This window comes from Natronococcus sp. CG52, assembly GCF_023913515.1.
GTDB classification, from domain to species: Archaea; Halobacteriota; Halobacteria; order Halobacteriales; family Natrialbaceae; genus Natronococcus; species Natronococcus zhouii.
In genome coordinates this window covers 3,464,708-3,484,672 of record NZ_CP099391.1, presented here as the reverse complement: position 1 = coordinate 3,484,672, position 19,965 = coordinate 3,464,708, and the positions used below count along the sequence as shown (strand labels likewise).

At 66.8% G+C, this 19,965-nt stretch carries 20 protein-coding genes; 9 read left to right on the top strand and 11 right to left on the bottom strand.

Translation table 11 applies throughout. The annotated features are described in order from the left end of the window. Positions 1-3: 3 nt before the first annotated feature. The 3 genes from NED97_RS17425 to NED97_RS17415 form a co-directional block, all read right to left on the bottom strand. Positions 4-1,251: an MFS transporter gene (locus tag NED97_RS17425; protein WP_252488287.1), complete on the bottom strand. Its 1,248-nt coding sequence runs from the start codon at positions 1,249-1,251 to the stop codon at positions 4-6. An 88-nt stretch (positions 1,252-1,339) separates the two neighbouring features. Then, positions 1,340-3,895, bottom strand: coding sequence for a heavy metal translocating P-type ATPase (locus tag NED97_RS17420; RefSeq protein ID WP_252488286.1), 2,556 nt, complete (start codon positions 3,893-3,895; stop codon positions 1,340-1,342). A 103-nt stretch (positions 3,896-3,998) separates the two neighbouring features. Beyond that, a complete protein-coding gene (locus tag NED97_RS17415; protein WP_252488285.1) occupies positions 3,999-5,486 on the bottom strand; it encodes a sulfatase in 1,488 nt (495 codons plus the stop codon). 164 nt (positions 5,487-5,650) lie between these two features. Here NED97_RS17415 and NED97_RS17410 point away from each other — a divergent pair, with 164 nt between their 5' ends. Further along, positions 5,651-7,021 (top strand): sulfatase family protein, encoded by a 1,371-nt coding sequence (locus NED97_RS17410; protein ID WP_252488284.1) that lies wholly within the window; start codon positions 5,651-5,653, stop codon positions 7,019-7,021. Between the two features lie 85 nt (positions 7,022-7,106). Further along, entirely contained in the window at positions 7,107-7,910 is an 804-nt protein-coding gene (locus tag NED97_RS17405) for a creatininase family protein (protein ID WP_252488283.1), read from the top strand. 18 nt (positions 7,911-7,928) lie between these two features. Here the strand turns inward: NED97_RS17405 and NED97_RS17400 are convergent, their stop codons facing one another. Continuing rightward, on the bottom strand, positions 7,929-8,192 hold the full coding sequence (locus NED97_RS17400; protein WP_252488282.1) for a glutathione S-transferase N-terminal domain-containing protein: 264 nt from the start codon (positions 8,190-8,192) through the stop codon (positions 7,929-7,931). A gap of 149 nt (positions 8,193-8,341) precedes the next feature. Here NED97_RS17400 and truA point away from each other — a divergent pair, with 149 nt between their 5' ends. After that, complete coding sequence (gene truA, locus NED97_RS17395; protein WP_252488281.1) at positions 8,342-9,196, top strand: tRNA pseudouridine(38-40) synthase TruA; 855 nt, start codon at positions 8,342-8,344, stop codon at positions 9,194-9,196. Between the two features lie 70 nt (positions 9,197-9,266). Next, positions 9,267-9,512, top strand: a complete 246-nt coding sequence (locus NED97_RS17390) for a hypothetical protein (protein WP_252488280.1) — start codon at positions 9,267-9,269, stop codon at positions 9,510-9,512. Positions 9,513-9,536: 24 nt separating this feature from the next. On the opposite strand, the gene NED97_RS17385 is transcribed toward NED97_RS17390, so the two are convergent. Further along, the gene (locus tag NED97_RS17385; RefSeq protein ID WP_252488279.1) at positions 9,537-9,698 is read right to left on the bottom strand and encodes a hypothetical protein; all 162 of its coding nucleotides are present in this window, start codon (positions 9,696-9,698) and stop codon (positions 9,537-9,539) included. A 79-nt stretch (positions 9,699-9,777) separates the two neighbouring features. Then, complete coding sequence (locus tag NED97_RS17380) at positions 9,778-11,172, bottom strand: M28 family peptidase (protein ID WP_252488278.1); 1,395 nt, start codon at positions 11,170-11,172, stop codon at positions 9,778-9,780. A 95-nt stretch (positions 11,173-11,267) separates the two neighbouring features. On the opposite strand from NED97_RS17380, the gene pepF reads away from it, so the two are divergent. The 4 genes from pepF to NED97_RS17360 all read left to right on the top strand — a co-directional run bounded on the left by pepF (position 11,268) and on the right by NED97_RS17360 (position 15,669). Next, positions 11,268-13,061 carry an oligoendopeptidase F gene (gene pepF, locus NED97_RS17375; RefSeq protein ID WP_252488277.1) on the top strand — a complete coding sequence of 598 codons (1,794 nt, stop codon included), beginning with the start codon at positions 11,268-11,270 and terminating at the stop codon, positions 13,059-13,061. Between the two features lie 141 nt (positions 13,062-13,202). Beyond that, on the top strand, positions 13,203-14,432 hold the full coding sequence (gene pan2, locus NED97_RS17370; protein ID WP_252488276.1) for a proteasome-activating nucleotidase Pan2: 1,230 nt from the start codon (positions 13,203-13,205) through the stop codon (positions 14,430-14,432). A 306-nt stretch (positions 14,433-14,738) separates the two neighbouring features. Next, entirely contained in the window at positions 14,739-15,218 is a 480-nt protein-coding gene (locus tag NED97_RS17365) for a pyruvoyl-dependent arginine decarboxylase (protein ID WP_252488275.1), read from the top strand. 58 nt (positions 15,219-15,276) lie between these two features. Next, on the top strand, positions 15,277-15,669 hold the full coding sequence (locus tag NED97_RS17360) for a DUF5811 family protein (protein WP_252488274.1): 393 nt from the start codon (positions 15,277-15,279) through the stop codon (positions 15,667-15,669). A gap of 47 nt (positions 15,670-15,716) precedes the next feature. Here NED97_RS17360 and NED97_RS17355 read toward each other — a convergent pair whose 3' ends face one another. The 4 genes from NED97_RS17355 to NED97_RS17340 form a co-directional block, all read right to left on the bottom strand. Beyond that, positions 15,717-16,136 (bottom strand): DUF6276 family protein, encoded by a 420-nt coding sequence (locus NED97_RS17355; RefSeq protein WP_252488273.1) that lies wholly within the window; start codon positions 16,134-16,136, stop codon positions 15,717-15,719. Between the two features lie 7 nt (positions 16,137-16,143). Then, entirely contained in the window at positions 16,144-16,899 is a 756-nt protein-coding gene (locus tag NED97_RS17350) for a V-type ATP synthase subunit D (RefSeq protein ID WP_252488272.1), read from the bottom strand. A gap of 115 nt (positions 16,900-17,014) precedes the next feature. Next, on the bottom strand, positions 17,015-17,791 hold the full coding sequence (locus tag NED97_RS17345) for an endonuclease/exonuclease/phosphatase family protein (protein WP_252488271.1): 777 nt from the start codon (positions 17,789-17,791) through the stop codon (positions 17,015-17,017). 107 nt (positions 17,792-17,898) lie between these two features. After that, positions 17,899-18,120, bottom strand: a complete 222-nt coding sequence (locus tag NED97_RS17340; protein ID WP_345781210.1) for a zinc ribbon domain-containing protein — start codon at positions 18,118-18,120, stop codon at positions 17,899-17,901. A 70-nt stretch (positions 18,121-18,190) separates the two neighbouring features. Here NED97_RS17340 and NED97_RS17335 point away from each other — a divergent pair, with 70 nt between their 5' ends. Next, complete coding sequence (locus tag NED97_RS17335; protein ID WP_252488270.1) at positions 18,191-18,463, top strand: hypothetical protein; 273 nt, start codon at positions 18,191-18,193, stop codon at positions 18,461-18,463. Between the two features lie 87 nt (positions 18,464-18,550). Here NED97_RS17335 and NED97_RS17330 read toward each other — a convergent pair whose 3' ends face one another. Continuing rightward, complete coding sequence (locus tag NED97_RS17330) at positions 18,551-19,963, bottom strand: ATP synthase subunit B (protein WP_252488269.1); 1,413 nt, start codon at positions 19,961-19,963, stop codon at positions 18,551-18,553. Between the last annotated feature and the right edge of the window lie 2 nt (positions 19,964-19,965).

The following is a 19,965-nucleotide window of genomic DNA, read 5'->3' as shown; positions in this document are numbered from 1 at the left end:
CAGTTACGCGGCGATCCGACGCAGCGCACCGCCGGCGAGTACCACGACGATTCCCGCCGTCGCGATCAGTCCCATTCCCGGAACGTACGACCCCGTCGCGTCGTGCAGGGTCCCGACGAGGACCGGACCGAGAAAGCCGCCGATCTCGCCGACCGCGAAAATGAACCCGACGGCGGTCCCGGTCAGCCGCGCGCCGATCCCCTCGAGTGCGGGCGGAATCGCCCGGATCAGCGGCGAGAGTCCGCCGACGCCGATTCCGGCGACGACGACGCTCCCGAACAGCACGACCCCGAGCGTCTCCGCGGCCAGCATTCCCGTCACCCCGACGCAGAACACGCCGCCGCAGATCATCAGGGCGGTCGGTCGCGCCCCGTACCGGTCGGCGAGCGCGGGGACGACGAAGATGCCGACGGCGTAGGCGGCGACGAATAGCCCCGTCGTCTGGCCCGCGCGGTCGGACGAGAACCCGCGCGACTCGAGCACCGTCGGAAGCCAGCCCTGGATCCCGTGGCTCGCCAGCAGGTACATCGTGCCGACGACGACCACGAACTGGAGCTCTCGGTGGGTAAGGATCAGCCGAAGATCCCGTCGAACCGACTCGAGCGCTGATTCAGACTCGTCCTCGCCCACTCTCTCCTCCTCGTCGTTTGCTGCGGCCCGCTCGTCTATCCCCAGCCGCAGTGCGACGAGAAGCCAGGCGAGGCCGTAGCCGACCGCGACGACTCCGCTCCAGAGGAAGAGCGGCCGCCAGCCGCCGAGCCACGGACCGAGCGTCGGTCTGCCGATCGTGAAGACGGCCGCCGTTCCGGCCGACGCGCCGACCAGGTAGATCGAGGACGGGAGCCCGGTCCGATCCGCCGAAAAGAGCACCGAGACGAGCTTCGGTAGCCCGAACGTGACGGCGGTCGCGCCGACGCCGATCAGGAGCGTGAACGCGAGCAGCGACGGAAATCCGGTCGCGACGCTCCGACCGACCTGCGCGAGGCCGTACACCACTACGCCGATCGCGAGGCTCCGACCGGGGCCGATCCGATCCACTGCGAGCCCCGAGAACAGCGCGAGCGGGATGTAGGTCAGCGGCACCGCCCCCGCGACCACGCCGGCCTGCGTCCCCGACAGGCCGAGTTCCGCGATGATCGTCGAGAGGTATGCCGGCAGCGAGAACCAGACGAACATCAGACAGGTGTAGCTGAGCGTCGCGACGGTGACCAGCCCGTACGCCTTTTTTCGCTCGGCGACACGTCTACGCATTCGTCCGTGAGATGCCGCCGAAGCTCCGAGTAGGTTGCTGTCCGCTCTCGAGCCCGGTCGACGGTCCCTGATCTCTACGAGCGCGGCCTCAGCGGTTCCCGATCAGTGGCCGCGAGACGTTCGCGACGATCAGTAACACGGTCACGGCGAGGCCCGCGGCCGTGACCAGCGGGTTCAGAATCCCCAGCAGTGCGACCGGAATCGCGATCGCGTTGTAGACGAACGCCAGCCCGAGGTTCTGCGTGACGCGCCGGTCGGCGGCGGTCGATAATGCGAACGCGCGCTCGACGGCGGCGAGATCGTCCTCGAGGATCGCGAGGTCGGCCGCGTCGGCGGCCAGCGCGGTTCCGCCGCCGAGCGAGATTCCCAGGTCCGCCGCGGCGAGCGCCGGCGCGTCGTTCGTTCCGTCGCCGACCATCGCCACCCGCTGGTCGGCGGCCAGCCGGCGGATCGCCGCGGTCTTCCCCGTCGGTGGCACGTCGGCGAAGACGTGCGTGACGTCGGTGTGGCGCTCGACGAACTCGCTCGCCGCCGCGTGGTCGCCGGTGAGCACGACGACGTCCATCCCGGCGTCGCGCAGTCCCGAGACGGTTTCCGTCCACTCCCTCCGTGGCTCGTCGCCGACGACGATCGCGCCGGCCGCGCGCCCGTCTCGCCCGACGACGACGGGAAGCCGACCGCGACTTCGCGCCTCCGCGACCCGCGATTCGAGGGACGGCTCGAGCGTCCAGCCGCGCTCCCGGAAGAGATCGGGGTGGCCGACGAGGAGTCGCTGGCCGTCGACGACGCCCTCCGCACCGGTCGCGTGACTCCGGAACTCGCGAACGTTCGGCGGGTCGTCGGAGACGCCGCTGACGGAGCCGCCGTCCGTCCGTGATCGACCGCGGTCGTCACCTTCGTGACCGTCATCCTCGCGAGCGGCCGCGTTCGTGTTCGCGTTCGCGATGGCCGTCGCCGCGGGATGTGACGCGTGCGCTTCGAGCGCGCTCGCGGCCCGAATCAGCGCCGCGGGCGCGTCGGCCTCGAGGACGCGCATCTCGCCCGTCGTCAGCGTCCCGGTCTTGTCGAAGACGACCACGTCGACGCCGCGGAGCCGTTCGAAGACGGTCTCGTCGAAGACGACGACTCCGTGGGCCATCGCGTCCCGGACGCTCGAGGCGACCGACACCGGAGCGGCGAGGCCGAGCGCCCACGGACTCGCGACGATCACGGTCAGGAGGACGGCCATCGCGGTGCTGGTCGCGTCTCCCTCGAGCGCGAACCGGACGGCGCCGACGGCGACGGCGGCGACGACGACGAGCGGCACGAGCGCCGCGGCGAACCGGTCCGCCCGCCGCTGGACGCCGTGCGTCGCGCTCTGCAGGTTCCAGACGCTCTCGGTGAGTTGCTCGATACTGCTTCTCGTCTCGGTCCCGGTCTCGACGATCGCGGCGCCGCCGGTGACGAGCGAGCCGCCGACGACGTCGTCTCCCGCCCGCTTCGAGACCGGGAGCGACTCGCCGGTGACGACCGCCTCGTCGACGGTACACGTGCTCTCCGCGAGGACGCCGTCGACCGGAATCCGCTCGCCCTGCCGGACGAGAACGCGGTCGCCGGCCGTCAGCTCCTCGACCGGTACGTCGCTCGTCGTCCCGTCTGCTCCCAGCCGACGGGCCTCGTCGACCTGCGACACCGTGAGTTCGGTGAGCCGGTCGAGCGCGCGCCGCTTGATCGTCGCCTCGTAGAAGACCGCGGCCATCACGGTCGCCGCGACGACGATCGTCAGGTCGTAGTAGACGTCGTTTCGCTCGAGGACGAACGCGAGCGTGCCGTAGGCGTAGGCGCTGACGATCGTGAGGGTGGCCAGCAGGTGCGTGTTCGCCCGTCGCAGTTTCAGCCCGACGTACGCGCCGCGCAGGAGCGGCATCCCGGTCAGATAGAGGACGGCGCCCGCCAGGGTGAGAAACAGCGGCAGAAACAGCACCGCGTCGAACGTCGCGAACACTTCCTCGTAACGCCGGAAGAACTCCCACTGGAGAAACGACGAGAGATAGACCGGGTAGAAGACCGTGACGTACGGAACCAGCAGAAAGGATCCGAAGACGACGCCGACGATGTACCGAAGCTCGAGGACGTCGTCCGTCCGCCGCTTCCGGAGTCCGGTCATCTCGCGCGATCGCTGGGTTCCGCCCGTCGTCTCTTCGTCCGCATCGGCCTCGTCGCGGCGGTACGCGGTGTAGCCGACCGTGCTGAGCGCGTCTCGAAGCTCGTCCGTCGAGACGCGCTCCGGTTCGTAGTCGACCCGAACGGTTTCCGTCACGTAGCTCGCCGTGGCGTCGACGACGCCGTCGCGTGCGCCGGCGACCGCCTCCAGGTACGACTCACACAGGGCGGAGTGCATCCCGTCGATACGGAAGAACGCGCTGCTGGGTTCGGTCTCGGTCTCATCGTTCGGACCGTTCCGTGCGCGCTCACCGTTCGAACGCTGCCGATCGGTTCCGTCGTCCGCTCTCTCTCGGTCGCTATCAGCCGGTTCCCCGAGGGCGTCGTGAACGTCTCGACAGCCGCTCGAGCAGAACGCGTCGCCGAACGCAGTGACGGCGGTCTCGGAGAGTGGTGCCCCGCAGAGCCGACACCGACCTTCCGCTGCGTGAGGGTCACTCACGTCCTGCTCCTACACGCCCGAACACAATAACGGTCTCCGTGGCGCCGGAGCCGGCTCTCGGCCGGCCCCTTCTCGTCCGTCCGCGTCGCCCTCGATTTCCCCCTCAGAGGTAACCGAGGTCCGCCAGACGATCCTTCGTTCCCTCGCGCATCGCGACCTTCTCGCCCGCGTCGGCCTCCGCGAGCGGATCGAACTGCTCCTCGAGTCGCTCGCGCAGGGTTCGAACCTGCTCCGGCCGCTCGGCCGTGACGTCGTTTCGCTCGGACGGATCGCGTTCGACGTCGTGCAGCCGTTCGAAGCCGTCGTCGCCGCGGACGTACTTGTAGTCGCTCGTGCGGACGGCCCGGAGGCGACGGTCGAACGCGCGGACTCGGTCGGGAATCTCGCCGAAGCGGGCCTCGAGCCGCTCGATCGAGGGCTGCGGTGCGACGTACTCGGAGAAGACGGCGTCCCGCTCGGCAGCGTCGCTGTCGGGGTGCATCGATCGGCCGTGTCCCTGCTCGATCAGTTTCGGATCGTCGATGCCGACCGTCTCGAGCAGCGTCGCAGGGATATCGAGCAGTTGCACGAGATCCTGCCGACGCCCGCCGTCGGTGAAGGGGCCGCCGTGAAGCACCAGGGGAACGTTGGTTAGCGTGTCGTAGAGGTTGTACTGGTGGCCGAAGAAGCCGTGTTCGCCGATGTTCTCGCCGTGGTCGCCGCAGACGACCAGTAGCGTGTCCTCCCACTCGCCGGCCGCCGTCAGCGCCTCCCGGAGCTGTGCGAGCTGGTCGTCGACGTACGCGAGTTCGGCCCGGTAGAGGCCGCGGAGGAGGCGGAACTCCCGTTCGGTGATGTCGTAGTCCTCGCAGTCGTAGGCCCGCGGGTCCTGCCTGACCGCGGTCGCGTCCTCGTAGCTCGCGTCGTCGGGCAGGAACCGCTCCGCGTACTCCCGCGGCGGATCGTACTCGACGTGGGGTTCGATGAAGTTACAGAACAGGAAGAACGGTCGGTCGTCGCTCCGGCTCTCGAGCCAGTTCCGAATCCACGTGGTCGAGCGATCGGCGCCGTCGTCGCCGGCCGGCTGGAACACCTCGCTGTAGAGGATGTTCGCGGCGTTGACGAGCGGATTGCCGTCGAAGAGCCGGTTGCGGGTGGCCTGGAGCTTCTCGTTCAAGTCCTCGCCCCGGACGACCGCACCCATGTCGGCGTCGGACTGAATGTACTGCCACCCCTTCCGGAGGTCGTCGAATCCGCGGTCGAAGCCGAACTCCTCGGTGATCCAGGTGTTGTTCGAGATGCCGATCGTCTCGTATCCCGAGTCCGCGAAGGATTCCGAGAGCGTTCGGAGATTTTCGTCCAGATACGTGTGTCCGCCGTGGGCGCCGTGCTCGGATGGGTACAGCCCGGTGAACAACGAGGCGTGCGAGGGCAACGTCCACGGCGCGGTCGCGAACGCGTTCTCGAAAACCGTCCCCTCGTCAGCGAGCGCCGTCAACGCCGGCGTCGTTTCGTCACTCGCACTTTTCGCTCGAGCCGTGTCGAAGACCACGAAAACGACGTTCCGCACAGAAGTGTGTGATTCGTCATCACGCCCGTTGGATTCGTCCATGGTTGACTCACCTCCGTCTCTCGTAGGCAAGGCCACAAGCCCGGAGAATGCAGGGTGGTCACGGTATCAACGACCGTTCCGAGTCGAATACTTTTCTTCTCGAGAGAACGCGCCTGTTGATTCCAGCCGAACGCTTACCCTCGCCGTTCTCGTCGGTCGTGGTCATGGCATCGCCAAACGTGGTTCTCGTTCACTGCCACGATCTGGGGCAGTATCTGGGCTGTTACGGCGCGGCCGTTGACACACCCCGGATCGACGAACTCGCCGGAGATGGCGTTCGGTTCGACCGCCACTTCGTCACGGCGCCCCAGTGCTCGCCCAGCCGTTCGAGTCTCGTGACCGGGCGTCACCCCCACCAGAACGGGATGCTGGGACTCGCACACGGCAACTGGGAGATCGGACCGGACGAGTCGCTGCTTCCGGTGTGCCTCGGCGAGGCCGGCTACGAGACCCACCGGTTCGGGCTCCAGCACGTTACGGAGCACCCCGACAGGCTCGGCTACGACCGGGAACACGTCGAAGAGTCCCTGCGGGTGAACACGCCGCCGTCGGTCCACGAGACGGCCCGCGCTCGAGCGGTGGCCGACGACGTCTCGACGGTGCTCTCCGCGGGCGACTACGACGATCCGTTCTTCGCGTCCGTCGGCTTCTTCGAACTTCACCGGGTCGAGGACGGGGACGGCTTCGGGTTCGAACCCGACCGCTACGATCCGCCCGATCCGGACACGGTCGAACCCCTCCCATTTCTCCCCGATCGTCCCGGCATTCGCAGCGACATCGCCGAAGCTCAGGGGATGCTCGAGGCGCTCGACGACGCCGTCGGGACGATCCTCGATGCGCTCGAGACCGCCGGAATCGCCGACGAGACGCTCGTCGTCTTCACGACCGAACACGGGGTAGCGTTCCCGCGGGCGAAGGGGTGCTGTTACGATCCCGGTATCGAGGCCGCCCTGCTGATGCGCTATCCGAACGTCCTCGAGAACGGCCGCGTCGTCGACGACCTGGTGAGCAACGTCGACGTCTTCCCGACGCTGCTCGAGTTCGCGGGCGCCGAAATTCCCGAGAACCTCGCCGGACGAAGTCTCGGTCCCCTCCTGACCCACGAGACCACGGTCGCCTCCGACGACCGCGGCGAGTACGCGCCTCGAGAGCGAGTGTTCGCCGGGATGACCTGGCACGATCGGTACAACCCGATACGGGTGGTCCGGACCGATCGCTACAAGTACATTCGAAACTTCTGGCACCTGCCCGAGATCTACCTGACGCGGGACATCTACGAGAGCGACGCCGGTCGCGAGGTCCGCGAGGAGTACTACTGCGAGCAGCGACCGTACGAGGAACTGTACGATCTCGAGAACGATCCCGACGAGCGTGAGAACCTCGCCGACGACCCCGACCACGACGCGATCCGGACCCGGCTACGGGACGACCTCGTGGAGTGGATGCTCGAAACGGACGATCCGCTGCTCGAGGGTCCCGTCGTCCCCAGCGACTGGGAGGAGATTTACCCGCGGATGGGCGCCGATCGCGACTAGGGTTGCCGACGTCTGTGGATCGGTATCGACTCGGCGCGTCGGCCACTCCCGTACCGGTTTAGTCGTCGGGCGGCGAAGCGATCGTATGACCGACGACTCGATCGACGGTGCGACGCCCGACGAGCCGTACCGCGTCGCGGAGATGACCTGGCAGGAGATCGAGGCGGCCCTCGAGCGCACCTCGACGCTGCTCGTCCCGGTCGGCAACACCGAACAGCACGGCCACCACCTCCCGCTCGGCGTCGACGTCTACATGCCCGACGCGCTCGCCGAGCGCGTCGCCGAGCGCAGTCCCGCGCTGCTCGCGCCGCCGATCTGGTACGGCGTCAGTCCCCACCACACGTTCAAACCGGGGACGTTTACGCTCTCCTCGGAGACGTTTCAGCGCTACGTCGCGGACGTCTGCGCGTCCGCCGGCCGGTGGGGGATCGAGAACGTCGTCCTGCTCAACGGTCACTACCTCGCGCAGGATCCCGAACTCGAGGTCGTCGTCCGCAAACTGCGGACCGAACACGGCATCGAGGCGTTCCACGCGCCGCTCGTGAACCTCTTCGCGGAGGTCGCCGAGGAGATCCGCACCGGCGACGTCTCCTTTCACGCCTCCGAGTTCGAGACCAGCATCATGCTCGAACTGCTGCCGGAACTCGTCCACATGGACCGCGCCGAGCGGGTGGATCCGCCCGAGGAATCGCTTCCGCTCACCGACTACGACGCGCTCGGCGACAACAAGGTCGGCTGGGCGCTCACCGCGGAGGCTATGGACGAACTGACTCACACCGGGAACGTCGGCGATCCGACCGTCGCGACCGCGGAGAAAGGCGAGGCGCTCGTCGCCGCCGCGGTCTCGGAGCTGCGTCGGCTCGTCGACGCGCTCGAGGACACTGACTGAGGGGTCGGGCCCGGTCGATCAGCCGTAGTGTTCCTCGAGATAGTCGACGATATCCTCGCTCTCGTACAGCTGTTCTTCCCGATCCGTGTCGACGAGAAACGGGATCGAGTCCTCCCCGCCGAGGTCGGTCAGCGCACGGTGCGTCTGCTCGTTGAGTACGTCGCCGCCCTCGTCGCCGGGCAGTCGCGGGTTGTGGACGACGTACGAGCAGCCGAGTCCGGTGAGCTTCTCGCGGACCTCGGTGCTGTGCGGACAGCTCTCGGCCTGGTACAGTTCGAGCATCGTACGATCGGGTTCGAAACCGAGCGCGGTAAGCGTTGAGCCGGAGCATGGAGGCCGAGGGCGGCGTTTCACCGCGAATCGAGCGACGGCGTCCGCCCGCTCGCGTCGGTCGACGGGTCTAACACGCGAGCCCCGCTCAGTCCACTCGTATGCCGACGCGCGCGTTCCGGATCGCCTACGACGGGACCGACTACCGCGGCTTCCAGCGCCAGCCCGACGTCCCGACCGTCGAGGACGCGATTTTCGACGCGCTCCGGGCGCTCGAGGTCCTCGCTCCCGACGCGGACAAACCCGCCGGCTACGCCGCGGCCGGCCGAACCGACGCCGGCGTCTCCGCGCTCGCCCAGACGATCGGACTCGAGGCGCCCGACTGGCTCACGCCGCGGGCGTTCAACGGGGAACTTCCCGCCGGAATCCGGTCGTGGGCGGCCGACGACGCGCCCGCGTCGTTCCACGCGACGCACCACGCGGCTCGTCGCGAGTACACGTATCACCTGTACGCGCCGCCTGCAAAACGCCGCGATGGAACGAAGACGCCGTCGACTCGCGATACCGTCGACGACGACCGGTTCCGCGACGCCTGCGACGCCCTCTCCGGCAGACACGACTTCCACAACCTCACGCCCGACGACCACAACACCGAGCGGTCGCCGACGCTCGAGGCGACGCGCGACGGGGACTACCTCGCCGTCACCGTCACGGCGGGCGGCTTCGCCCGCGAACTCGTCCGACGACTCGTCTCGCTCGCGCTGGCGGTCGGCGCCGGTGCGGAATCGTTCGACAAACTCGAGCGAGCGCTGGATCCCGAGCCGCTGCCCGGTCACGAGGGGATCGCACCCGCTCCTCCCGAACCGCTCGTCCTGACCGACGTCGACTACCCCGCTCTCGCGTTCGAGATCGACGAGCGGGCCGCGGCGAGCGCGCGGTCGGTGTTCGACGAGCGCCGTCTCGAGCGACGGACGGGCGCGCGGGTGGCCGGGCAGTTGAGAGACGGAATGGAGTGAAGCGAGCCGATCGGTCCGCTCCCCGCCGCGCGGGGGAGCGTTTTTGCCCCCCGCGTTCGATCGACGGAGCATGAAGCTCTCGCCCGAGGAGTACGGCGCCTACTGGCGCGCTTCGGTTCGCGTCGCTGCGGGGGTAGTTCTCGTCTTCCTGAGTTATCGGTTCGTCATCTCGACGCTGTTCTCACAGTCCGAGGCCGGCCCGATCGCGATCGGCCTCTTCCTGTTCGCCACGCTCACCTTCGCGGGAGCGTTCCTCGTGATGCTCGGCGTCGCTCGCGTCGTCCGAACTGCGGTCGACGCCGAGACGCGCGGCTGAAAAGAGCACTCCTCGAAGAACCGTTCAGTCGGCGAGCGAGCCGATCCCGGCTCGCTCCTGATTCGAAATAACGTACCGAACCACCTCCCGCTGCGTGTGTTTTCCGACGAGGTGATCCTCGAGCCCCCGGTCCGGCTCCAGGGTCTCCCGGCAAACCGGACACGTGACTGGCGGATCGAATGTCATGTTATGACGGTAAGGTTCGCCTACCGAAGGCAAACCGCTACACCTTGCGTGTGCTCGGTCGCGCGGTGCCGCCGAGGACCTACTCCCACGCCGTCGGCCAGACTTCGGCCGCGCGCATCCCCGGCACGTAATCCTGCTCCTCGAACCGCTCGCGGAGTTCCTCCGTCGAAACGCGCGCCGCGGACGTCCGCGTCAGTTCGCGGACCAGCAGCGCCGTCAGCATGGCGTGTTCGCGCAGGTTCCGCGGCTCGACCTTGTCGCGAGTGTCCGCCGCCGTGTGTCCCCAGCCGCGCCCCCGCTCGCCGCCGTCGGCCGGCTCGCTGTGAAGCTGAAGCGAGGGGACGCCGGCGCGCAGGAACGGCCAGTGATCGCTGAACGGGTGCGGATCCGGATCGTGGACGACCGGCTGTCCGAACGCCTCAGCCACCTCGTCGGTTAGCTCCGCGAGCGGCTCCGAGGCGTGCGAGAGCGCCTTCAGGTTGCGGAACCGGCCGGCGCCGTCGACGTTGACGACCGCGCGAACTGACTCGAGATTCGTCTCCTCCGCCATCGCCTCGGCGCCGAGCAGTCCGATCTCTTCGCAGCCGACGCCGGCGATTCGCACCTGGCACTCGAGGTCGTCCTCGATCGCCGCGAGGATCGACGCCGCACCGACCGCGGTCGCGATGCCGCAGCCGTTATCGAGCGCTCCCTCCGCGATGTCGTGGGCGTCGTAGTGGGCGAGGACGATCACTTCCTCGTTCGTCTCTGGCCCTACTGCGCCGTGGACGTTCTGGCTCGAGCCGTCCTCCGTCGAGGCGTCCACGCGAAGGCGCCCTCGAGCGCCGCGTTCGGCGTACTCCGTGAGCCAGTCGTGCGTTTCGGCGCTCACGCCCGCGCCCGGCACCGCGGCTTCGGCGTTGAACTTCAACGCACCCGTCGGCGGCAGCTGGCCGGGGACGTGGTTGGCGAAGACGAACGCTTCCGCGCCCGCGGCGACCGCGTGACCGAACTTCTCCATTCGGTGGACGAATCGCTGTCCCGGAGGCGTCGTCGTACTCGCGACCGCGATTCCACCTCGCAGGTCGGCCTCGTCGATCTCTTCGGGGGTCCCGTAGCCGACGTCGACCAGCGGGCCTTCGACGTTGCCCGCCGGCGAGTAGGGGAGCGCGATCGCGTCGAACGAGCGGTCGACTCCGCTCGCCTCGTCGATGTCGTCGTCGGCCGCCGTCTCGCTCCCGACGACGGCGAACTCGGTCTGCCCTCGTTGCCAGTGCTGCATAGGGAACTCGTCGATCCGAACGTCCGCGACTCCCGCCGCCGAAAGGCTATCGCGGACGATTTCGGCGCCTTCCCGTTCGCCCGCCGAGCCGCCCATCCGGTCGGGAAGTTCGGTCAGTCGCGTCAGCAAGTTCCACGAGCGATCGTCCGACCACGCCCGACCGAGCGCGGACTCGAGCGTCGAACTGCGCTCCGCCGCCCCGTTCTCGTTCATGATTCTTCGTTTCGTCTCGACTGGCAAAAGCCGTCGGGCCGGCCGTCGACGTGTGCTTCGATACCCTTTACCACCTTCGTTCGCAACTCCTGGCTATGAGTTCCGTTCCAGAGCGCTCCGAGATCGACGAGGAATACACCTGGGATCTCGAGAGCATCTACGCGACCGACGACGACTGGGAGGCAGCCTACGAGGCGGTCGCCGAGCGCGTCGCCGAACTCGAAGCGTACGAGGGGCAGGCGACCCACGACGCCGAGACGCTGCAGACCGTCCTCGAACTTCGCGACGAGATCATGCGCGAGGTGTCGACCGTCTTCTCCTACGCCCGGATGCGAAGCGACGAGGACACGACCGACCAGGAGTACCAGGCCATGTCCGCCCGCGCACAGTCGCTCGCGGCGGACGCCCAGTCGGCAGCTTCCTTTATCGAGCCCGAACTCCAGGAGTTGACCCGCGAGGAGTTCGAGGCGATGGTCGACGAGGAACCCGAACTCGAGACCTACGAACACTACGTCGACGACGTGTTGCGGATGAAACTCCACACGCGTTCCGCGGAGGTCGAGGCGCTGCTCGCCGATCTGAGCGAAGTAACGGGGGCAACGGGCGAGGTGTACAACATGCTCTCGAACGCGGACATGTCGTTCCCGACGGTCGAGGATCCCGACGGTGAGCCCGTCGAGATCACCCAGAGCAACGTTACGAACCTGCTCAAGCGATCCGACCGCGAGTTCCGCCGGGAGGTCTACGAGGGCTACTTCGACGAGTGGAGCGACGTCCGCAACACGGTCGCCGCCTCCTACAAGAACAGCGTCAAGGCCGACGTCAAGATGGCCCAGGCTCGCAACTACGACACCGCACGCGAGGCCGCCCTCGACGGGCCGAACGTTCCCGTCGACGTCTACGACAATCTCGTCGACAGCGTCAACGACAATCTCGACAAACTACACCGCCACGCCGAACTCAAACGCGAGGCGCTCGAGGTCGACGAGCTGCAGATGTGGGACCTCTACATGCCCCTGACGGCCGACGAGGGGCCGGACGTCGAGTACGACCGGGCGACCGAGTACATCGTCGACGCGCTCGAGCCGCTCGGCGAGGAGTACCAGTCGAGCGTCGCCGAGGGCCTCGAGTCCCGGTGGGTCGACGTCTACGAGAACGAGGGCAAACAGTCGGGTGCGTATTCGGGTGGCACCTACGACACGCAGCCGTTCATCCTGATGAACTACCAGGACGACATCGCCTCGATGTACACCCTGGCCCACGAACTCGGCCACTCGATGCACTCCGAACTCACGAAGGAGGAACAGCCCTACGTCTACTCGGACTACGAGATCTTCGTGGCCGAGGTCGCCAGCACCGTCAACGAGGCGCTGCTGACGAACCACTTGCTCGGGACGGTCGAGGACCCCGAGTTCCGAAAGCACGTTCTCAACGAGTTCCTCGAACGCGTCCGCTCGACGCTCTACCGCCAGACGCTGTTCGCGGAGTTCGAACACGAGGCGCACCGACTCGAGGAGGAGGGCGAGCCGCTCACCGCCGACCGACTCGACGAGATCTACGGCGGGCTCAAGGAGACCTACTACGAACCGGCCGCGATCGACGACCGGATCCCCCGCGAGTGGATGCGCATTCCGCACTTCTACCGCGCGTTCTACGTCTATCAGTACTCGACGGGGATCTCCGCCGCGCTAGCGATCGTCGACAACATCGCCGAGAACGGCGAGTCCGCCGCCGAGGACTACCTCGAGTTCCTCCGGCGGGGCTCCCGGGAGTACCCCCTCGAGTTGCTGCGGATCGCCGGCGTCGACATGAGTTCCTCCGAACCGATCGACCGCGCACTCGCGACCTACGGCGAGCGCCTCGAGGAAATGGAATCGCTCGTCGCGTAACCGACCTCGAGGTCAGGAACGCCGCCCTCGAGTGCCGACTGTCGACGTGAGGCCGATATTTGACCGGAACAGCGGTGGCGTCAAAATGCGCCCGCGACCCAAAGGCACATTTATCGTGGAAAACTAATCGGCGTACAGCAGATGTCTCGAAGCCCGTCCATCCCCGACCGACCCCACCGCGAGATCGACCCCGATCTCCCCGACGACGAACGGCTCGAGGCGCTTCGCGGTCACTTCGAAGACCTCGCCGAAGTCAACGAACAGCTGTCCGAGCAGCTCGACGACGCCGAGGACCGCCGCCAGCGCCTCCACGAAAAGGCAGATCGCGTCGAACGCGAGAACGAGACGCTCAAGAGTTCGTCGCTGTACATCGCGACCGTCGAGGACGTGATCGACGACGAAGTCATCGTCAAACAGCACGGCAACAACCAGGAGGTCCTCACGGACGTCTCCCCGCGACTCCAGGAGCGCGTCGACGCCGGCGACCGCGTCGCCGTCAACGATTCGTTCGCCATCCAGAGCGTTCTCGAGTCCGAGACCGACGCCCGCGCGCAGGCGATGGAGATCACCGAGCGACCCGAGGTTACGTACGCGGACATCGGCGGGATCGACGAGCAGGTCCAGGAGGTTCGAGAGGCCGTCGAGCAACCGCTCACGAACCCCGAACTGTTCGAGGAGGTCGGCATCGATCCCCCGAGCGGAGTCCTCCTTCACGGTCCGCCGGGCACCGGGAAGACGATGCTCGCGAAGGCCGTCGCCAACGAGACCGACGCCACCTTCATCAAGATGGCCGGCTCGGAACTCGTCCGCAAGTTCATCGGTGAAGGCTCCCGACTCGTGCGCGACCTCTTCGAGATGGCCCGCGAGCGCGAGCCCGCCATCATCTTCATCGACGAGATCGACGCCGTCGCCACTACTCGAACGGAGTCCAAGACCTCCGGCGACGCCGAGGTCCAGCGGACGATGATGCAACTGCTCTCCGAGATGGACGGCTTCGAGGCCCGCGGCGACATCCGCATCATCGCCGCGACCAACCGCTTCGACATGCTCGACCGCGCCATCCTCCGCCCCGGCCGGTTCGACCGCCTCATCGAGGTTCCCGAACCCGGCCACGAGGGTCGCGAGCAGATCCTCGCGATCCACACCCGCGGGATGAACGTCGCCGACGACGTCGACTTCGAACTGCTGGCCGACGAGACCGACGGCTACTCCGGTGCCGAAATAGAGAGTCTCACTACCGAAGCCGGCATGTTCGCCATTCGAAACGACCGCGACGAGGTCCACCACGGGGACTTCCTCGAGGCCTTAGAGAAGATCGAAGACGACGACTCGAGCGACGTGATCGCCTCGGCGGGCTACTTCTACCAATAACAACCTTTTATTCTGCGTTCTGTTGCGCTAACGGCAGCGTTGCTGCCGTATAGCGCCCCGTCACTCGATAAAAGGTTGATCAAAAGCACTCCTCTCTCCGTTCCGAGCGCTCCGCGCTCTCCACATCGGTCGTCGGCCCGCTCGCTTCGCTCGCGGTGAGCGCGGGCGCCTGCCTTCCCCCGGATCGCGCGACTCTCGCACTTGCTCGAGCCGCGCTCCCGGCCACTGAACTGTCGTTCGGTCAGTGATCGGAGTAGATCGACTCCGGATCGCAACGCCTTACGCCGCGCGACCCCAAACCCGACCATGAGCATGATCCGCGTCGTCTGGGGAACCGGCTCCGCACCGACGGCGATGGCGTCGTACGACGCCGCGCTCGCCGCCGCCGGGGTCGAGAACTACAACCTGGTATCCGTTTCGTCCGTCGTTCCCGCCGGCGTCGACGTCGAAGCCGTCGGAACCGCGCCCGATCTCGGACCCATCGGGGAGCGCCTGACGGTCGTCGAGGCTCGAGCCACCACCGCTGGCCCGGCTCGAGCGAGTGCGGCGCTCGCGTGGTCGCAGTCGGTCGACGAGGGACCCGGACTGTTCTACGAAACGGCCGGCGAGATGGATCGCGAGGACGTCGAGCGACGCGTTCGCGAGGGGCTGGAGGCGGGTCAGGAGCTTCGGGACTGGACGTTCGACGACCCGAACGTCGTCGTCGAGAGCAGCCGGGCGGAGTCGGGAACGTACACGACGGCGCTCGTTCTCGCGGTGTACGGCGAGAGCGAACCGATCCTGTAGAATTCCTGAAGGCGAACCCTTTTAACCGGTCGGGCCGATACCACCGATACGACTTCTCATGAACGGAAATACGCCGTACGCAGGGTTGCCGGGCGAGACGGGCGCTGGTCAGCGTGCAGCGGCGGATCTCCCGGATCTCTCGAGCACCCAGAAACGGCGGCTCAACCGCGACGTCTCGCGGATCGCTGCCCGCACCCGCGAGTTTCTTCCGAACGAGTACATCGTCGACGCCGATATCTCGAGCGGGCACACCGGTCCCCAGGTGACCGTCGCCGTCCAGCCGCCGGTCGGCCACACCGTCAGCGCCGGCTTCACTCCCGACCTCGAGGACGCGGCCGAGGAACTCATCACGGCCGACGAGTGCGACGAGGTCGCGCGCGGACTAGCCGCGAGCGCGGCACTTCAGGTGAAACAGGCGGTCAGCAACAACGTTACGCCGACCGCGAAGTAGCGCTCGTCCACCCTTTCCTCTCCGCGCCGGCTCGTTCCGCTGGCCGGTCAGTACAGTAACTGCTCGAGCTGGTGGCGTCGCCGCTCGAGGTCGACCGCCGGCTCGACGCCCGGATCCGCGCACAGTCGATCGATCGCCAGCAGCGGATCCGTACCGGCACGCTCGACCTCCTCGAGGAGTGATTCGATCGCGGACCGGTTGGTCGCGAGCGAGGAACAGAGGCCGATCGCGAGCACGAGCGGGATCGCTCGCGACGGACGGGTCGGGAAGGCGTCGCTGAGACGGGAGAAGTCGGGTTCCTCGTCGCGTTCGGTACCCACGGCCGCAGCGTCGTTTTCGACGGGATCGACGGTGAGACAGTGCGTACAAACGCTGATTGCCGCGGCGTCCGCCGGCGCGTAGTCGCGATACTCGTCAGAGAGGGAGCAAACGATCGCCGAGTCGGAACCACACGCCGAACAGGCCATCGGACGTTCAGTCGCCGCCGGGGAGTCCGCCAGCGGTCGACTGTTCCATCTCGTCGGAGTCGGTCCCCGCGGTGTCGCCGGTCGCGGCTTCTTCGGTTTCCTCTACGTCGTCCTGGGCCTCGCGCTCGGCCTTCTCCTCTTCTTCCTTCTTGTCCTTAATCTTCTTGAGGCGGAACGTCTCCTCGCGCTCCTGTTCCTCGAGTTTCTGCTCGATGTACTCCTGGCTGTCGTAGAGATCGGGCAGCAGTTTGAACTCGAGAGCGTTGACGCGGCGCTTGGTGGTCTCGATCTCGCGGAGCATCTTCTTCATCGCCGTCTCGACCTCGGCGGCGAGGATGATGCTCTCGAGGAGGTCCTCGTAGGCCTCTGCGGCCTCGTCGATGCGCGCGGAGGTGCCCATGATCCCGTAGCCGCGCTGATCGAGGCTCTTCGAGACGCGCGAGGACTCGATCTGCGGGACGACGACGCCCATGATGTTCTTGGACTCGGTCGTGATCTCGGGGTGTTCCTGCAGCGCGGCGGCGGCCCCGCGAACGGCGACGTCACCCTCCATCGCTCGCGCCATGTTGATCTTCTTCTGGGCGTCCTCGTAGTCGTCGGAGAGCTCCCCGCGGACGTCCTGTGCCTTGTCCAGAATGTCCATGAACTCCATGATCAGCCCGTCCCGTTTCTTCTCGAGCGTCCCGTGCCCGCGTTCGGAGAGTTCGATCCGATCCTCGATCTCCATCAGGTTCTTGCGGGTCGGTTTGACGTCCTTGGCCATCTTGTGGGGTGGTTGCGCTCCCAGTCGGATAACTGTTTACAGTTTTGTTCGGGCCGATAACCGCCTTCTCGCTCTCACACTCGGCTCGGGACGGTCTCCGATGCCGGCTCCCGTCTCAGTCACCGACCTCGAACACGGTGTACACCGGGAGATGATCCGATCGAGGCGCGTCCTCGTCCGGTTCTACCGCCCGGTAGCTAGTCACCGCGACCGCGGACGGAACGAACACGTAGTCGATCCGATCACCGACGCCCCCGTCGAACCCGTGAAACGTTCCGGCGGGACCCGTAACCTCGTTCGCAGCGCGGCGGGCATCCTCGAGCGGTCCCGCGGTCAGCGTCCGATACGGCGGAGAGCCGCCCGTACAGTTCGCGTCTCCCGTTAGCACCGCGACGTCACCGTTCTCGAGGCGCTCGTTCGCACGTCGGCGCAGGAGCCCGGCGGACTCGAGTCGCGCCCGCTCCCCGCGGTGGTCGAAGTGCGTGTTGCAAAACCAGAGCGTGCCCGCCGACCGCCGATCCCGGAGGCGAACCCACGTGGCGACCCGCGGCAGGGCCGCGTCCCAGCCGACGCTCGGTTCGGTCGGCGTCTCCGAGAGCCAGAACGCGCCCGACTCGAGGCGATCGAACCGATCCGATCGCCAGCCGACGGGGACGAACTCGCCCTCGCGCTCGCCGTCCCGGCGGCCGACGCCGTGCCAATCGTACGTTTCGAGACCCGCTCGCAGGTCGTCGTACTGGTGGGGGAGCGCTTCCTGACAGCCGATCAGGTCCGGATCGATCCGCTCGAGTTCCTCGAGGACCCGGGACTCGCGTTCGTCCCACGGGTGCTCGTCCGCCGGCTCGTCGTACCGGAGGTTGAACGTGCACGCCCGAACGGTACGTGATGACATACTCCGTAACTGACGATCCGTCGAATAACGATTGCGGATTCGATTCAGTCACTGAGAGAAACTCCTGTCACGGAGTCAGCGGTTGCACGCCGGGTCGCGGCTCCCGCTCAGCCGAGAAACAGGTCGACCATATCGCTCGTCCGGCCACCCTTGTAGAGCTCCGCGTAGCCACAGTTGGTACAGGAAACGACCCGGAACCGACGGTTCTGAACGTCGAAAAATTTCGAGAGTCCGGTTCCCGTCGTCGAGATATCGTCGACTTCCGTCTCGGTATGTCCGCACTTCGGACACCCCGTCTCTTCCGCATCCACGCGGCTGTGATCGTTCATGCGGAACGATCACGTCCGGTGAGTAAGTGTTTTGTGATCGACCGGTCTACCGGAAATAGAAGGGATACTCGTGGCCGAAGGTGCACTCGTCGTTCTGTTCTTGTTGTTCGGAATCGCGTTCGCGATCGGGCTCTACCTGCTCATCGAGAGCGAAACGTCGAATCCGACCGTCGTCGACCGACGGACGGCCGAACGGGAGGCGAAAGAACGCGGCGGGCTTCGGCGACGCGGCGATAACGGACCGGAGCGCGACGAGGGATCCGATCGGGCGACGACGGGTTGGGAGGAGAGACCATCGCCGTCGGACGAGGACGATCCGGAGTTCGGATGGGACGACCGGTAGCCGTCGAACTACCGGAGCGGTGCCTGGGTCCGCACTACGGCGTCGAAAAAGCGAAAGAACGGGAAAGCGGCGTGAAGCGAGTGGCGATCAGTCGGCCTGAACGGCTTCGGCTTCTTCCTCGCGGTAGTGCACCTCGATGAGATCCTCGTCGATCCGGTTGAGGGCCTCCTTCGGAAGCATCGAGAGCAGGTCCCAACCGAGCTCGAGCGTGTCGTCGATCGAGCGGTCGGTCTCGTACCCCTGCTGGACGAACTCGGACTCGAACCGATCGGCGAAGTCGAGGAACTTGTTGTCGCGCTCGGACAGCGCCTCGCGGCCGACGATGTTCACGAGGTCGCGAAGGTCCTCACCCTCGGCGTAGGCGGCGTACATCTGGTCGGAGACGTCGGCGTGGTCCCCGCGGGTGAGCCCCTCGCCGATCCCGTCGTCCATCAGTCGGGACAGGCTCGGCAGGACGTTGATCGGCGGCTCGATACCCTGGCTGTTCAGGTCCCGATCCATCACGATCTGCCCCTCGGTGATGTAGCCGGTCAGGTCCGGGATCGGGTGCGTGTCGTCGTCGCCGGGCATCGTGAGGATCGGAATCTGCGTCACCGAGCCCTCGCGGCCCTCGATACGGCCGGCGCGCTCGTAGAGCTGCGCCAGGTCCGTGTACATGTATCCGGGGTAGCCGCGGCGACCCGGAACCTCCTCGCGTGCAGCACCGATCTCGCGCAGCGCCTCGCAGTAGTTGGTAATGTCCGTCAGGATGACCAGCACGTGGTACCCCTTCTCGAAGGCGAGGTACTCCGCCGTCGTCAGGGCGAGTCGCGGCGTGACCGTCCGCTCGACTGCGGGGTCGTCCGCGAGGTTCATGAAGACGACCGAGCGCTCGAGTGCGCCCGTGCGCTCGAAGTCCTGCATGAACTCGTTCGCCTCCTCCTGGGTGATCCCCATCGCGCCGAAGATGACTGCGAACTCGGAGCCCTCCTCGTCGTCGCCTTCCTCTTCCTCCGGCACCGTCGCCTGGCGGGCGATCTGGAGCGCGAGTTCGTTGTGTGGCAGGCCGGATCCGGAGAAGATCGGCAGCTTCTGACCGCGAACGAGGGTGTTCATGCCGTCGATGGCGGAGACACCCGTCTGAATGAACTCCTCGGGGTACTCCCGCGAGTAGGGGTTGATCGCTTCACCGACGATGTCGATGCGGTCGTCCGGGACGATCTCGGGACCGTCGTCGATCGGGTTCCCGGAGCCGTCGAGCACCCGTCCGAGGAGGTCCTCGGTGACGGGCATCTTCATCGTCTCGCCCAGGAATCGAACGGACGCGTTGCGGTCGATACCGCCCGTCCCCTCGAAGACCTGGATCGAGACGAGACCCTCGCTCGATTCCAGCACCTGCCCGCGCAGGGTTCTGCCGTCCGGCGTCTCGATCTCGACGATCTCGTTGTAGCCGACGGGTTCGTCGACCTCGGCGAACACCAGCGGACCGCTGATTTCCGTGATTGTCTGGTACTCTTTCATCG